This window comes from Microbacterium sp. NPDC097977, assembly GCF_040302605.1.
Classification (GTDB): Bacteria; Actinomycetota; Actinomycetes; order Actinomycetales; family Microbacteriaceae; genus Microbacterium.
Genome location: NZ_JBEOUR010000042.1, coordinates 1 through 13,420, shown reverse-complemented (window position 1 = coordinate 13,420; position 13,420 = coordinate 1). Strand labels below are relative to the sequence as shown.

Genomic DNA, 13,420 nt, shown 5'->3' with positions numbered 1-13,420 from the left:
CCGCGAGCTCACATCCGCGCGTAGCGGGCGCGGACCATGGAGAAGATGCCGTAGATCACGAGCCCTGCACCGACGACCCACAGCACGAGGCGCCCGAACGGCAGATCGGTGAGGCTGCGCAGCGCGGCATCGAGGCCTGCGGCCTTCTCGGGATCCTGCGTCCACGCCGCCACCACGAACAGCACGCCGGTGACCGCGATCGCGATGCCCTTCGCGAGGTAGCCCGCGACACCGAGGGCGAGGATGCCCGGCCGCGCAGGTCCCGTCGGCACGTCCATCGTCTTCCTGAATCCGCGCGTGAATCCGATGACGACGAACCCCACTCCGACACCTGCGACGCTGAGCCCCAGGATGATGAGCAGCACCACCCCTCCCGGGGCGGAGAGCACCACCGCGCTGAGGGTCTGCGACGTCTTCTCGGACTCGACCGTGCCGCCGAAAGCGAAGATCAACGCGAGCCCGGCGATCACCAGGTATGCGCCGGCGATTCCGATCAGCTTCACCCGCTGGCCCCACTTGCGGGGTTCCGCGCCCGAGGCGAGCATGCCGCTCGCGACCTGCCAGATCGCGAGCGTGATCAGCGCGACGGCGACCACGGCGAGCAGCAGTCCGCCGATCGGAGTCGAGCGGATCTGCTCCATCGCGCCGTCCTGATCGGCATCCCCGCCACCGCCCGAAGCGATCGAGATGGCTATGGCTCCGATGATGATGTGCACCACACCCACCATCACGAAACCCGCCCGCGCCACACGGCGGAAGGCGTCGGAATGCTGGGCCGTGCGCGCGGCATCCTTCGGGGAGGAGGTCATCCCTGCAGGATATCGCCGCGTGACGAGGCATCGGCGGGGCGTGCGGCGGCGCCATCGCCCACGCCATCGCCGTCGCCGTCGCCGAGGAGTCGGCGGTCGGCCTCGTCGTCGTAGCGATCCTGGGCGTCGAGGACCTCGTCGACATGCGATTCCGCCCAGATCCGCAGAGCCTGCAGCGGTTCGTGCAGTGTGCGCCCGAGCGGGGTGAGCCGATAGCGTGCGTGTCCGTCGTCGTCCACCGCGTGCGCGAGCATGCCGTCACGGTCGAGTGCGCGAAGAGTGTCGACCAGGACCTTCTTCGTGATCCCCTCGACCTTGCGGTGCAGCTCGCCGAACCGCAGCGGCTCCTCGTGCAGGAGGATCACGATCATCGCGGTCCACTTGTTGGCCACCCGCGCCAACGACGCGCGCGACGGGCAGCTCGAGGAGAACACGGTCCACTCGGGGCTCATCTGCTCGGCATCCCTCCGGTGACGTTGAAGTGACCACGCCCGTATGGAGACGCTGGATGCTCAGAATACCGAGACGACGAGGAGGACATCATGTCGGCGATCGACATCGTGGGACAGTACGGGGCGGCCTTGGCCGCGGGAGACATGAAGGCGCTGGCGGAGACCTTCGCCGCGGATGCCGTCTGGCACCAGCCGGGCACGAGCCAGGTCTCCGGCGACAAGGTCGGCCCTGAGGCGATCTTGGCGCACCTCGGGCATTTCATGGAGCTGAGCGGTGGCACCTTCGTCCTTGAGACCGACTCGGCGGCCGAGAGCGGCGATCTCGTGTCGGCGACGGTGCGCTTCCACGCCGCGCGCGAGGGACATGCGGATCTCGATCAGCACGGCGTCGATGTGTTCCGCGTGGCGGCCGGGCGGATCGCGGAGGTGTGGCTGATCAGTGAGGACCAGCAGGCGGAAGACGCATTCTGGGGCCACGCCTGAGACGGAGAGCAGCGGCCACGCCCGAGGCTGACGCTGAGGTCGGAGAGGCGCATCGGCGCTCTCCGGCCCCGGCGCCGGACCGGTGGGTCACCCCACGCGCTCGACCGGCTGCCGGAGGATGGTGCGGAGCTTCGCCGGCTCGACCCGTCGGACGTCGCTGAGATAGATCTCGTGATGCAGACCGGTCATGCGCAGGCCGCTGTCGGGGATGAACCGCTCGTGCAGATCGGCGAGAACCGGAGCCTCGTCGTCATAGGAGCCGACATGCAGGGTCTGCACGCAGAGTCCCTCGTCGAGCGTGTCGAGGCGCACCGAACGCAGCGTTGGGTTGTGCGACTGCTTCTTCTTCGCCGCCTTCTGCTCGACCGCCTCGACGGCATCGGTGAACATCTCGGTAGTGACATGGTCGGGAACCATGACCATCAGCGTCCACACCCACGCCGACTTGTCGCGCCGCGAGGTGAACGACGCCATGTCGGGCGCGTGCCACAGCCCCTCGAGCGGCATCACAACGGTGTCGACGCCGAGGGCCTTCCTGCTCTCGAACTTGAGCGTGTACGCCAGCGGGAAGAGCGCCGCGAGCGCATCGGAGTAGGCCGGTGCCGTGTTCGGATCGCCCGCGCCGTCGATCATCAGGTACTGCATCGGCGGCACCTCGAGGATGCGGAACTCGCCCCGCTTCGCCGCGTAGGCGTCGAGCGTCTTCTTCGGATCGATCGCCATCGCCGTTCCTCTCGCCGCAGAGCGCCCCTCGGGCCGCGACGACAGTGTCGCACGAACGGTCGACATCGGGCGGCGTCAGCTGCGCTCCCCCGGATCCGCCAGCAGACCGGCGAAGGCGAGTTCCGCGGCTCCGATCAGCAGCCGGTCCACGCCCAGGTCTGCCGGGCGGATCTCGAGCCCCTCGACGCTCTCGGACATCGCGAGAGCACCGACGTCTGCCGCGATCTGCTCGGAGCGCAGATCCTCGATCGTCGCGAGGAACCCTCCCAGGACGACGAGGGACGGATTGAGCACGTTGACGGCATTGGCCAGTGCGCTCGCGAGCACGTGCGCCTGGCGCGTGATCTCCTCGGACACCGCGTTGGAGGTCGAGGCGGAGAGCTCGGCGTCGAGCGTCTCGTCGTCGGCGGCGTGCGGGCCGACCGCGTCGAGGCCGACAGCGTCGAGCAGCAGCCGCCTGCTCACCTCCGCTTCGAGGACGCCGTCGCCCGTGCGGCGGTCGCCGTCCGCGGAGATGCGCGGACGGTTCTGTCCGAACTCCCCGGCGTATCCGCCCGCCCCCGCGACCGCCCGGCCCTGGATGATCAGGCCGCCGCCGATGCCCGACGCGCCGCCGTTCAGGTAGACGATGTCGTCGATCCCCCGCCCCGCGCCGTAACGGTGCTCGGCGATGGCACCGAGCGTGGCGTCGTTGTCGACGAAGGTCGGCGTCCCGGTCGCAGCCCTCACCAGATCAGCGAGCGGCACGTCGGCCCACTCGAGGTGAGGGGCGTTGCGCACGACGCCGTCCGAGGTGCGCACGAGACCGGGGACGGCGACGCCGACGGCCTCGATGCGTACGTCGGCGAGGGGGCCGTCGCGCCAGGCGGTCACACGGCCGGCGATCGTCTCGGCGACGGCCTCGGGGGTGGGCGTGTCACGGTTGGGCAGCCGCTCGCGCACCAGGATGCTGCGGTCGAGGCCGACCGCGGCGATCTCGATGGCATCCACCTCGGGGTTCACCGCGATCGCGACGACCCGTGCCGACGCGCTCACGACCGGCGAGGGGCGGCCCACCCGACCCGCGACGTCGGGGATCCGCTCGTCGACGAGTCCCCTCCGCACCAACTCCCCCACGAGGTCGGCGATCGTCGAACGGTTCAGTCCGGTCTGCTCGGTGAGCGCTGCCCTCGAGCGGGCGCCGTCCTCGTGGACGACCCGCAGGATGCGGGAGAGATTGTGGGCGCGCGTGCCCGGCGCGGGGCTCGGCTGTGACGGCATCCCTTCACTGTAGGGGGTGGACGACCGCACCGACATGAGATATGTTGTGATTCACAACTTATTCGCTGACCTGCACAGGAGCAGACATGCCCACTCCCACCCGTGACGACAAGTTCTCCTTCGGCCTGTGGACCGTGGGCTACAACGGAGCCGACCCGTTCGGCGGCCCCACCCGACCCGCGCTCGACGTGGTCCACGCCGTCGAGAAGCTCTCCGAGCTGGGCGCCTACGGCCTCACCTTCCACGACGACGACCTGTTCGCCTTCGGATCGACGGACGCCGAGCGCCAGACGCAGATCGACCGCCTCACGGGCGCGCTCGCCGACACCGGACTGATCGTCCCGATGGTGACGACCAACCTCTTCAGCGCTCCCATCTTCAAAGACGGCGGCTTCACCTCGAACGACCGCGACGTGCGCCGCTTCGCCCTGCGCAAGGTGCTGCGCAACCTCGACCTCGCCGCCGAGCTCGGCGCCAAGACGTTCGTGATGTGGGGCGGTCGCGAAGGCGCCGAGTACGACTCCGCGAAGGACATCCGTCAGGCGCTCGAGCGCTACCGCGAGGCCGTGAACCTGCTCGGCGACTACGTCACCGACAAGGGCTACGACATCCGCTTCGCGATCGAGCCGAAGCCGAACGAGCCCCGAGGCGACATCCTGCTGCCCACTCTCGGGCATGCGATCGCCTTCATCGACTCGCTCGAGCGACCCGAGCTCGTGGGCGTGAACCCCGAGGTCGGCCACGAGCAGATGGCCGGCCTCAACTTCACCGCCGGGATCGCGCAGGCCCTGTACCACGGCAAGCTCTTCCACATCGACCTCAACGGCCAGCGGGGCATCAAGTACGACCAGGACCTGGTGTTCGGTCACGGCGACCTGCACAACGCGTTCTCGCTGGTGGACCTGCTCGAGAACGGCGGCCCGGGAGGCGTTCCCGCCTACGACGGCCCCCGCCACTTCGACTACAAGCCCAGCCGCACCGAGGACGAGACCGGCGTGTGGGACTCGGCCGCCGCGAACATGCGCACCTACCTGCTGCTCAAGGAGCGGGCCGCCGCGTTCCGCGCCGACCCCGAGGTGCAGGAGGCACTCGCCGCCGCGCGCGTCGATGAGCTGGCGACACCCACCCTCGCCCCGGGCGAGACGTACGACGACCTGCTCGCGGACCGCGCCGCCTACGAGGACCTCGACGCGAGCGCGTACTTCGGCGGCAAGGGGTTCGGCTTCGTCCGCCTGCAGCAGCTCGCGACCGAGCACCTGCTCGGCGCCCGCTGATCGTCATGCCGCTGGTGCTCGGGGTCGACTCGTCGACCCAGTCCTGCAAGGCGGTCGTGGTCGACACCGCGACCGGTGCGGTCGTCCGCACCGCTCGTGCGGCGCACCCCGAGGGGACGTCCGTCGACCCCGAGTCCTGGTGGCGTGCTCTCGAGGACGCGATCTCGGAGGCGGGCCCGCTCTCCGACGTCGAGGCGTGGTCGATCGGCGGCCAGCAGCACGGCCTGGTCGCCCTCGACGCGTCAGGGCGCGTGATCCGCGATGCGCTGCTCTGGAACGACACCCGCTCGGCGGGCGCCGCGGCCGATCTCATCGCCGAGTTCGGCGCCTCGGTGCTGGCCGCGCGCACGGGGCTGGTGCCCGTCGCGTCGTTCACGATCACCAAGCTGCGCTGGCTGCGCGACCATGAGCCCGAGAACGCGACGCGCGTCGCGGCCGTCGCACTGCCGCACGACTGGCTCACCTGGCGTCTGCGCGGCTTCGGCCCGCACAACCCGGTGCTCGACGAGCTCGTCACCGACCGCTCGGATGCCTCGGGCACCGGCTACTGGAATCCCGCGACCGGCGAGTACGACCGCGAGCTGCTCGTGGCGGCGCTCGGACACGACGTGGTGCTGCCGCGCGTGCTCGCGCACCACGAGTGGGTGACAGACGTCGACGGGCGCCGCGTCGGCGCAGGAGCGGGCGACAACGCGGCGGCGGCGCTCGGACTCGGCGCCGCGCCGGGAGATGTCGTCGTCTCGATCGGCACCTCCGGCACCGTCTGCGCGATCAGCCGGACACCCGTCATCGACCCCACCGGCACCGTCGCCGGCTTCGCCGACGCATCAGGGAACTTCCTCCCTCTCGTCGCGACGCTGAACGCGGCGCGCGTCGTGGATGTCACGGCGGCCCTGCTCGGGGTCACGCACGGTGAGTTCAGCGACCTCGCCCTGCACGCCGATCCCGGCGCGGCCGGGCTGGCACTCCTCCCCTATTTCGAGGGTGAGCGCACCCCGAACCTGCCTGACGCCACGGCATCACTGTCGGGGATGACGCTCGCGTCGACCACGAGGGCCAACCTCGCGCGCGCCGCGGTGGAGGGCATGCTGCGCGGCCTCGGCGCGGGCCTCGACGCCCTGCGAGAGCTCGGCATCCCCCTCGAGCGCGCCCTGCTCATCGGCGGAGGCGCGCAGTCCGAGGCCGTGCGCCGGATCGCTCCCGACATCCTCGGCCTCACGGTCGAGGTGCCCGAGCCCGGCGAGTACGTGGCGCTGGGCGCGGCGCGACAGGCGGCCCAGCTGGTCGGCTGAGCGAGCGGCACCAACCTCTCGGGAGGAGAGCTCCGCGTCGGGCGGAGAACTCTGCGTCGGGAGGAGAACTCCGCGTCGGGAGGAGAACTCCGCGTCGGGAGGAGAGATCCCCCGCATACTTCCTCCCGAGGCGAAGTTCTCCGCCGCACGAGACGGATGCCGTCAGCCGGCGAGCACCCGAGCATCCCGCTGCGCGATGATGCTGAGCTCGGCGGCCGTGAAGGCGTGCTCCTGCGTCATCGCATGCTCCGTGCGGTCGAGGCAGTCGCGGATGAGCTGCCCGAAGAACGGGAACCCCGTCTTTCCCGTCGCGTCGAAGCGGAACTGGCCGTCGTGGTTGACGAGGAGCACCTGACCCCCGCCGTTGTCGGTCGTGATGTCGGTGTACTTGCGCAGCTCGATGTAGCCGTCTGTTCCGAGCAGCACCGTGCGTCCGTCGCCGAAGACGTCGAGACCCGCCGGCGTGAACCAGTCCACGCGCACGTACCCGGTCGTGCCGTTGTTCAGCACGACGTGCGCGTCTCCGAAGTCCTGCAGTCCGGGAGTCTCGCGATGCGCGTAGTTGGCGACCGTCGAACTGACGATCTCGCCATCGGTCGCGCCCGTGTAATAGAGCATCTGCTCGAAGTTGTGGCTGCCGATGTCGCAGATGATGCCGCCATACTGCTCCGGGTCGTAGAACCAGTCCGGGCGCCCGGCGCCGATGCGGTGCGGCCCGAACGACGCGACCTGCAGCACGGTGCCGATCGCACCCTGGTCGATCAGCTGGCCGGCGAGGATCGCGGCCTCGGAGTGCACCCGTTCGCCGTAATAGACCGCGAAGGTGCGGCCGGTGCGCGCCACGGCGTCGCGCGCGGCCGTGAGGTCGTCGATCGTGGTGATGGCGGGCTTGTCGGCGAAGAAGTCCTTGCCCGCATCCAGCACGCGCACGCCGAGCGGAGCCCGCTGGTTCGCGATCGACGCGCTCGCGACGAGCTGCACCTCGGGGTCGCGGAGCACCTCCTGCTCACTCGCGGCGGCCCGCGCCTGCGGGAACCGTTCGAGGAAGTCGGCGACCTTCGCGGGGTCGTCGTCGTGGACGAGCGCCAGGGTCGCACCGGCATCGATGAGCTGCTCGACCATCCCGTGGATGTGCCCGTGCGCCAGGCCGACGGCCGCGAAGACGAACTCTCCGGGGCCGACGACCGGCTCGGGCAGCGGATCGAAGGTGTACGTGCGGGTCATCGGTCGTTCTCCTCGTCGGTCGCGGCGCCGTCGGTCATGTCGTCATCTGTCACGTCGTAGGTGCGCAGGCGGCCGCACATGCCGTACCCGCGGTCCCCCACCGAGGGTACGGCCTGGTGCACGCGCGCATCAGCGAGGTGCGCCACCGAACCGGATGCGACGGCTGCGGCGAGCGCGAGCGACTGCTCGGCCTGCGCGAGCGGACGTGCGCGCACGAGGTCGCTCCACGCCTCGGCACGATCGCGCACCAACGCACCCGCGGCGGCATGGAAGTCGTCGAGCGCCGCATGATCCCCCGCGAGGACCGCATCCCGCAGAGTCTCGAATCCCGTCACGGCGAGGTCCCGACGTGCGGACGCGCGCGCGGCTCTGCCGCTCTCGCCTCCGAGGGACGCCGCCGCCGCGTACGCCTCGGGGTCCGCCAGGACCTCTGCCGGGAAGGTCATCACGGCATCCCCCGCCTCGGGCAGCCCTGCGTTGCTCATCAGCACGACGACCCGGAGGTCGCCACGGTTCACGGCACGATGGATGGTTCCCGGGGTGAACCAGAAGACCGATCCCGCCGACAGGGCGGTCTCTCGGAAGCCGTCCGCGTCGATCGTCTGCAGCGCGCCCTGCCCCGAGATCACCACGTAGGCCTCGGTCGAGACGAGGTGCATGTGCGGGCTCCCGCCGCAGATGCCGTCGGGCGCCGCATCCGCATAGACGTCCAGGTGCGACAGCGACGTGCCGCCGGGGAACGAGGATGAGGTCATGATGCCGCCTCGATCAGCGAGGCCTTCTTCTCGAAGAAGTGCGGCGCGTTCGCGACGAGGCGGCCCGCCCGGTAGTACGGATCGGATGCCGCGATGGGCAGGGACACGAACCCGCGCTCGAAGCCCGCCCTGTAGATCGCCGTCACGACCTCGACCGCGTTGCGCCCGTCCTGGCCCGTGGAGACCGGGACGCGTCCCTCGCGGACGGCGGCGAGCAGATCGCCGATCTGTCCTTCGTGACCGAGGTGGGTCAGCGGAGTGCGTGCGGCGACGAGGGCCTCGATGCGGGACACGACGTCGGGATCACCGCCCGGTTCCGGGAAGCCGTCCGGACGGGATCGTTCGGCGACGACCGAGAAGGGCTGGGAGACTCGCGCGTGCGCACCCTGGATCACGATCGCCTGCTCCTGACCGTGATGCACGACCGAGCTGGTCAGCTGCGCGAGTCCGCGGTCGTAGCGGAAGAGCGCGACGGACAGATCCTCGACCTCGGCGTTCTCGTGCTGCGCGTTGGCGAGCATCGCGGTGATCTCGGTGGGGCTGCCCAGCAGCCACAGCAGCAGGTCGATGTGGTGGATGGCGTGGTTGAGCGTGCATCCGCCGCCCTCCTTCTCCCACGTTCCGCGCCACCAGAGGTCGTAGTAGGGCAGCCCCCGCCACCAGGCCGAGTCGACGCGGACGTGGGAGATCGAGCCGAGGATCCCCGAGTCGACGACGTCTTTGAGGGCCGCGAGGTCGTCGCGGAAGCGGTTCTGCGCGACGACCGACAGGATCCTGCCCGAGCGCTGCTGCGCGGCGAGCATCGCATCGCACTCCTCGAGCGAGGGCGCCATGGGCTTCTCGACGAGCACGTGGATGCCCGCGTCGAGGGCAGCGACCGCGAGGGCGGCATGGGTCGAGGGCGGGGTCGCGATGCTCACGATGTCGAGCCGCGCCTCCGCGAGCATCGCGTGCGGGTCGTCGAACGCCGCGACCTCGGTGAGGCCGAAGGCCACGGCCTTGTCCTCGGCCTTGCCCGGCACGACATCGGCCAGCGCCACGATCTCGCAGGACTCGGGGAACGCGCGATACCCCTCGATGTGGGCGTCGGCGATGCCGCCGGTCCCGATGATGCCGATCCTGAGCATGACGCGACTCCTCGTTGAGCTGTTACTACGTATTACTAAGACGTAGTAGATACTATCGAAGGACACCCCGGACACGTCAACCCGGAAGGATGGATGCATGGAACGGCGACCGACCAGCCACGACGTCGCGCATCTCGCCGGGGTCTCGCAGTCGACCGTGTCATTCGTCCTCACCGGCCGTTCGGGCATCTCCGTGGCGACGCGCGACCGGGTGCTGCGCGCCGCCGCCGAGCTGCACTACCGGCCGAATCTCGCCGCACGGTCGATGCGCACGCAGCGCACCGGCCGCCTCGCCGTGGTGGTGCCGATCGCGACGATGAACCCGCTGACGCTCCTCTCGGGGGCCATCTCGGCGGCCCGTGATGCCGGGTATGTGGTCGAGGTCATCAACCTGCCCGACGAGGAGCCGGATCGAGGCGGGCGGCTCAGCGACGTGGTGGACTCGGGCCAGTACGAGGGGATCCTCTCGTTCACTCCCCTGCCCGCCGTCGACACCGAGGGCGGGCCTGTCGTGCTGCCGGTGGGCGAGTTCGACGAGGCAATGCACATGACCGGGGAGTTCACCGACGCGCGTCCCATCACCGAGATGATCACGCACCTGGCAGCGCAGGGCCATCGACGCTTCCTGCACCTCGCCGGCGCCGAGGAGTTCCCCTCCGCACGTGCGCGACGCGAGGCGTACGTCGAGACGATCACCCGCCTGGGCCTGCACTCGCTGGGCATCGTCGCGAACGACTGGAGCGCGGCGGCCGGCGCGGCGGCGATCGCCGCACTGCCCGACGACGCGCCGCCGCTCGCCGTGATCGCCGCGAACGACCTCCTCGCCACCGGAGCCATCCGGGCAGCCGTCCGTCGCGGCTGGCGTCTGCCCGACGAGATGGCCGTGACGGGGTGGGACGACCACCTGCAGAGCGAGTTCCTCGTACCGTCGTTGACGAGCGTCTCGCAGGATCGCGAGCGTCTCGGCGCCTACTCGATGCACCGTCTCATCGCGGCGGTGCGCGGGGAGGATCCGCCGCCGAAACCGGAGCGCCTGCTCACCGTCGTCTGGCGCGAGTCGACCGAATCCCCCCAGTCCTGATCGCGAACACGGAGGCACCCATGAAGATCCTGATCCCGAACACCATCGAACTGCCGCTGACGGCCGATGTCGACGCCGTCGTCTACGACACGGCCGCCGACATCCCCGACGAGCATCGCGATGCCGAGATGCTCGTCGTCTGGGGCAACTCCGCCTCCTGGCTGCAGAACGCGGCCGGATCCCTGCCGCGGGTGCGTCTCGTGCAGGCGCTCGCCTCCGGCGCCGATGCGGTGCTGAACGCCGGGTTCGCCCCCGAGGTGCGCATCTGCTCGGGGCGCTCTCTGCACGACGGCCCGGTCGCCGAGCACGCGCTCGCGCTGATCCTGAGCGCCGTGCGCCGGATCGACCGTCTTCGCGACGCGCAGCATGAGCACCGTTGGGATGACGCGTTCAACCAGGAGCAGGCCGCGTCAGCGACGCGCGCACACCACACCCTCGACGGCGCCCGCGTCACGATCTGGGGGTTCGGCTCGATCGCCTCGACCCTCGCCCCGCTGCTCGCAGCGCTCGGAGCCCAGGTCGAGGGCATCGCCCGCACGGCCGGACGCCGAGCGGGCTTCGAGGTGCACGCGGATGCCGACGCGGCGGCGCTCCTCGCCGAGACCGACGTTCTGGTGTCGATCCTCCCCGCCACCGACGCCACCGCCGACCTGTACGATGCCGAGATCTTCGGGACGCTGAAGCGCGGTGCCGTGTTCGTGAACGTCGGGCGCGGGGCGACGGTCGACGAGACCGCCCTCATCGCCGCCCTCGAGTCGGGGCAGCTGCGGGCGGCGGCGATCGACGTCGCGAAGGCCGAGCCGCTGCCGGCATCCGATCCGCTGTGGGAGGCACCGAACCTCCTGCTCACCCCGCACGTCGCCGGCAACCGCCCGGTCGGCGCCGCGGACCTGGTCGATGAGAACATCGCCCGACTGCAGGCGGGTGACGAGCTCGTCAATCAGGTGCACCCCTGAGCTGTACGGCCGCTGAATAACCTCCAATCGGAGGTTTTCGACGCGCCCTCGCTATCATCGGAGGATGACCGATCCGACACCCCGATCGTCGGGACCGCGAGGGAGCTACGCGAAGGGCATCGCGCGGCGTCAGGAGATCCTCGACAAGTCGATCGAGGTGTTCGCGAGACGCGGGGCGAAGAAGACCAGCCTGCGCGCGATCGCTCAGGAGGTCGGCGTGACGCACGCCGCCCTCACGCACTACTTCGGCTCTCTCGAAGACCTGCTCGTGGCCGTCTACCGCGAGCACGAGCGCCGCTCCGACTCCGAGCACCCCGAGACGCCGGCGGATGTGAGCCCTGCGCTGATGATGCGCGTCTCCGCCGAGGAGAACCGCAGCATCCCCGGCCTGATCCAGCTGTACTCCACGCTCGTCGCCACAGCACTCGAGGAGGAGGGCTCCCCGGCCCACGAGTTCGCGACCCAGCGATTCGGTCGACTCCGCGTCGAGCTCACCGAGCGGGTGCGTCTGCTGCAGTCCACCGGACAGCTGCGCGACGACCTCGACCCCGCGCTCGTCGCGGCCCTCGTCATCGCAGCCTCCGACGGGCTGCAGACGCAATGGCTCCTCGACCCGTCGGTCGACCATGAGGCCGCTCTCGAGATGCTCGACAACCTGCTCGCCGGCGACCACCGCCGATAGGCCCGGTCGATCCTGCGATCGGGCGGCACGCAGCGCGCGCCCCCGTCCCTCCCGCACGCGCCCCACGACGCGCTCGGATACGAGACGCCCTACACCTGGGATGATTTCATGTTTGATGCCTCGAAAGACGCCATCGCCTGGTCGTACCCCGATCCGGTGAAGCAGTACACGAACCAGACCACCTGCTTCTCTGCTGACTACTACATCTGGAAAGACGGCGTGCCCTACTCAATGTGGAGGGTGAATGTCATCGTCTCGTACATTTCCCACGAGATCGTGACCTCGTTCCTCAGCGACAACAGCGCTATCCCAGCATGTACCTCCTACTGAAGTAGGCGACTCTTAAGAGTACTCACACGACGGTGGGTTGGCAGAAGATAGCTGCTGTCGGCCCACCGTCATTGTCAACGCTCCGGCTCAGCCATCGACGCGCGATTAAGGCTCCGGGGCGTACTCAGAGAACCTGCCGACGACGTGAATTCTCGGCCCGAGCTCTGCCTGAATTGCCTCGACGAGAGCGTTCCCTTCCTCTATCCACCGGCGCCCTATCTCGGGGTCAGGCCAGTGGATCGTCTTCTGAGGGTTGAGCGTGAACTTCCACTCGTCGTTCCACGCGCGAATGCGCGCCTGAAGGTCTTTCGACAGACGGGGAGAGTAGATTCCTGCCACCCGTTGCGAGCTTGCCCATTCAGGCATGACGACGAGCCCCTCGGAGAACTCGCCGGGATCAGGGGTCGATAGCATCTAACTAGTCCATCGGGTCGGCCCCGGATCGTCAAGTGTTCCTCCCGACCGCGCGCCCCTCCTACAACGGCCCTCCCGAGGTCAGAGCTACCTGATCTGAAACTGCAGGTAATTCCCCTGACCCCACAGAAAACTCCCCATACGGAATTCGGCGGCCTCAGGCCCCGACCAGCTGTAGCACCGCTCGAAGGCCGACACAGAGGTCGAACGCTGACAGCTCCCCGAGGCCGCCAACCCTTTCTCTTCTCCGCGGCCTGCGGCCGCGGACGTTGTTTTCCCAGGCGGTGTGGAGCTGCGCCACGATAGCTACGCATCCACCGCTGCGTTCCGGACTTTCGCGGCATATCCTCCCTCGCTGCGCTCACTCCGGTATTCCACGGTCCCGGCACTGCGCGTCTCCAGCCCGCGTACTTCACCAGCCGCGTCGAGCCGCTCGACCGGTGCATGGCCTCTGCGACGCTGCCGCGCATCTGCAGCACGCGTGCCTCCGCTATGCCAGCCCGATCCTGCGGCCGGGCGGGCCGGACGGACCGCGCCCCCGTCGACGCCCGGGGGAGC

Annotated in this window: 15 protein-coding genes; 7 read left to right on the top strand and 8 right to left on the bottom strand. The window is 69.6% G+C overall.

What is annotated here, in order from left to right; all coding sequences use genetic code 11:
- Window positions 1-8 precede the first annotated feature (8 nt).
- Window positions 9-809, bottom strand: coding sequence for a DUF1206 domain-containing protein (locus ABTZ43_RS10825; protein ID WP_350538793.1), 801 nt, complete (start codon window positions 807-809; stop codon window positions 9-11).
- Window positions 806-1,261: a winged helix-turn-helix transcriptional regulator gene (locus tag ABTZ43_RS10820; protein WP_350538792.1), complete on the bottom strand. Its 456-nt coding sequence runs from the start codon at window positions 1,259-1,261 to the stop codon at window positions 806-808. Before ABTZ43_RS10820 ends, ABTZ43_RS10825 begins: the two co-directional genes overlap by 4 nt.
- A gap of 90 nt (window positions 1,262-1,351) precedes the next feature.
- Between ABTZ43_RS10820 and ABTZ43_RS10815 the strand changes: the two genes are divergently transcribed.
- Entirely contained in the window at window positions 1,352-1,744 is a 393-nt protein-coding gene (locus tag ABTZ43_RS10815; RefSeq protein ID WP_350538791.1) for a nuclear transport factor 2 family protein, read from the top strand.
- Between the two features lie 87 nt (window positions 1,745-1,831).
- On the opposite strand, the gene ABTZ43_RS10810 is transcribed toward ABTZ43_RS10815, so the two are convergent.
- Both ABTZ43_RS10810 and ABTZ43_RS10805 read right to left on the bottom strand, forming a co-directional pair.
- Window positions 1,832-2,467, bottom strand: a complete 636-nt coding sequence (locus ABTZ43_RS10810) for a GyrI-like domain-containing protein (protein ID WP_350538790.1) — start codon at window positions 2,465-2,467, stop codon at window positions 1,832-1,834.
- A gap of 75 nt (window positions 2,468-2,542) precedes the next feature.
- Entirely contained in the window at window positions 2,543-3,727 is a 1,185-nt protein-coding gene (locus ABTZ43_RS10805; protein WP_350538789.1) for an ROK family transcriptional regulator, read from the bottom strand.
- An 86-nt stretch (window positions 3,728-3,813) separates the two neighbouring features.
- Between ABTZ43_RS10805 and xylA the strand changes: the two genes are divergently transcribed.
- Together xylA and xylB are read left to right on the top strand one after the other, a co-directional pair.
- Window positions 3,814-5,001 carry a xylose isomerase gene (gene xylA, locus ABTZ43_RS10800; protein ID WP_350538788.1) on the top strand — a complete coding sequence of 396 codons (1,188 nt, stop codon included), beginning with the start codon at window positions 3,814-3,816 and terminating at the stop codon, window positions 4,999-5,001.
- A 5-nt stretch (window positions 5,002-5,006) separates the two neighbouring features.
- Window positions 5,007-6,293 carry a xylulokinase gene (gene xylB / locus ABTZ43_RS10795; protein WP_350538787.1) on the top strand — a complete coding sequence of 429 codons (1,287 nt, stop codon included), beginning with the start codon at window positions 5,007-5,009 and terminating at the stop codon, window positions 6,291-6,293.
- A 162-nt stretch (window positions 6,294-6,455) separates the two neighbouring features.
- Here the strand turns inward: xylB and ABTZ43_RS10790 are convergent, their stop codons facing one another.
- From ABTZ43_RS10790 to ABTZ43_RS10780, 3 genes are read right to left on the bottom strand one after another with little or no spacing between them, the layout of a single operon-like run.
- On the bottom strand, window positions 6,456-7,517 hold the full coding sequence (locus ABTZ43_RS10790) for a Gfo/Idh/MocA family protein (RefSeq protein WP_350538786.1): 1,062 nt from the start codon (window positions 7,515-7,517) through the stop codon (window positions 6,456-6,458).
- Window positions 7,514-8,272: a cupin domain-containing protein gene (locus ABTZ43_RS10785; protein ID WP_350538785.1), complete on the bottom strand. Its 759-nt coding sequence runs from the start codon at window positions 8,270-8,272 to the stop codon at window positions 7,514-7,516. Before ABTZ43_RS10785 ends, ABTZ43_RS10790 begins: the two co-directional genes overlap by 4 nt.
- Window positions 8,269-9,399 (bottom strand): Gfo/Idh/MocA family protein, encoded by a 1,131-nt coding sequence (locus tag ABTZ43_RS10780; RefSeq protein ID WP_350538784.1) that lies wholly within the window; start codon window positions 9,397-9,399, stop codon window positions 8,269-8,271. Before ABTZ43_RS10780 ends, ABTZ43_RS10785 begins: the two co-directional genes overlap by 4 nt.
- Before the next feature lie 97 nt (window positions 9,400-9,496).
- On the opposite strand from ABTZ43_RS10780, the gene ABTZ43_RS10775 reads away from it, so the two are divergent.
- The 4 genes from ABTZ43_RS10775 (at window position 9,497) to ABTZ43_RS10760 (ending at window position 12,448) form a co-directional block, all read left to right on the top strand.
- The gene (locus tag ABTZ43_RS10775) at window positions 9,497-10,480 is read left to right on the top strand and encodes a LacI family DNA-binding transcriptional regulator (protein WP_350538783.1); all 984 of its coding nucleotides are present in this window, start codon (window positions 9,497-9,499) and stop codon (window positions 10,478-10,480) included.
- Between the two features lie 20 nt (window positions 10,481-10,500).
- Window positions 10,501-11,436, top strand: coding sequence for an NAD(P)-dependent oxidoreductase (locus ABTZ43_RS10770; protein ID WP_350538782.1), 936 nt, complete (start codon window positions 10,501-10,503; stop codon window positions 11,434-11,436).
- A 64-nt stretch (window positions 11,437-11,500) separates the two neighbouring features.
- Window positions 11,501-12,118, top strand: coding sequence for a TetR/AcrR family transcriptional regulator (locus ABTZ43_RS10765; RefSeq protein WP_350538781.1), 618 nt, complete (start codon window positions 11,501-11,503; stop codon window positions 12,116-12,118).
- A 108-nt stretch (window positions 12,119-12,226) separates the two neighbouring features.
- On the top strand, window positions 12,227-12,448 hold the full coding sequence (locus ABTZ43_RS10760; RefSeq protein WP_350538780.1) for a hypothetical protein: 222 nt from the start codon (window positions 12,227-12,229) through the stop codon (window positions 12,446-12,448).
- A gap of 105 nt (window positions 12,449-12,553) precedes the next feature.
- Here the strand turns inward: ABTZ43_RS10760 and ABTZ43_RS10755 are convergent, their stop codons facing one another.
- Window positions 12,554-12,862 carry an immunity protein CdiI family protein gene (locus tag ABTZ43_RS10755; RefSeq protein WP_314094000.1) on the bottom strand — a complete coding sequence of 103 codons (309 nt, stop codon included), beginning with the start codon at window positions 12,860-12,862 and terminating at the stop codon, window positions 12,554-12,556.
- Window positions 12,863-13,420 lie beyond the last annotated feature (558 nt).

What these genes read in the sequence shown, in the direction of transcription:
- ABTZ43_RS10820 (WP_350538792.1), bottom strand. Translation starts at nt 1,261, where the DNA reads ATGAGCCCCGAGTGGACCGTGTTCTCCTCGAGCTGCCCGTCGCGCGCG.
- xylB (WP_350538787.1), top strand. Translation starts at nt 5,007, where the DNA reads ATGCCGCTGGTGCTCGGGGTCGACTCGTCGACCCAGTCCTGCAAGGCG.
- ABTZ43_RS10805 (WP_350538789.1), bottom strand. Translation starts at nt 3,727, where the DNA reads ATGCCGTCACAGCCGAGCCCCGCGCCGGGCACGCGCGCCCACAATCTC.
- xylA (WP_350538788.1), top strand. Translation starts at nt 3,814, where the DNA reads ATGCCCACTCCCACCCGTGACGACAAGTTCTCCTTCGGCCTGTGGACC.
- ABTZ43_RS10765 (WP_350538781.1), top strand. Translation starts at nt 11,501, where the DNA reads ATGACCGATCCGACACCCCGATCGTCGGGACCGCGAGGGAGCTACGCG.
- ABTZ43_RS10755 (WP_314094000.1), bottom strand. Translation starts at nt 12,862, where the DNA reads ATGCTATCGACCCCTGATCCCGGCGAGTTCTCCGAGGGGCTCGTCGTC.
- ABTZ43_RS10825 (WP_350538793.1), bottom strand. Translation starts at nt 809, where the DNA reads ATGACCTCCTCCCCGAAGGATGCCGCGCGCACGGCCCAGCATTCCGAC.
- ABTZ43_RS10770 (WP_350538782.1), top strand. Translation starts at nt 10,501, where the DNA reads ATGAAGATCCTGATCCCGAACACCATCGAACTGCCGCTGACGGCCGAT.
- ABTZ43_RS10815 (WP_350538791.1), top strand. Translation starts at nt 1,352, where the DNA reads ATGTCGGCGATCGACATCGTGGGACAGTACGGGGCGGCCTTGGCCGCG.
- ABTZ43_RS10785 (WP_350538785.1), bottom strand. Translation starts at nt 8,272, where the DNA reads ATGACCTCATCCTCGTTCCCCGGCGGCACGTCGCTGTCGCACCTGGAC.
- ABTZ43_RS10775 (WP_350538783.1), top strand. Translation starts at nt 9,497, where the DNA reads ATGGAACGGCGACCGACCAGCCACGACGTCGCGCATCTCGCCGGGGTC.
- ABTZ43_RS10760 (WP_350538780.1), top strand. Translation starts at nt 12,227, where the DNA reads ATGTTTGATGCCTCGAAAGACGCCATCGCCTGGTCGTACCCCGATCCG.
- ABTZ43_RS10780 (WP_350538784.1), bottom strand. Translation starts at nt 9,399, where the DNA reads ATGCTCAGGATCGGCATCATCGGGACCGGCGGCATCGCCGACGCCCAC.
- ABTZ43_RS10810 (WP_350538790.1), bottom strand. Translation starts at nt 2,467, where the DNA reads ATGGCGATCGATCCGAAGAAGACGCTCGACGCCTACGCGGCGAAGCGG.
- ABTZ43_RS10790 (WP_350538786.1), bottom strand. Translation starts at nt 7,517, where the DNA reads ATGACCCGCACGTACACCTTCGATCCGCTGCCCGAGCCGGTCGTCGGC.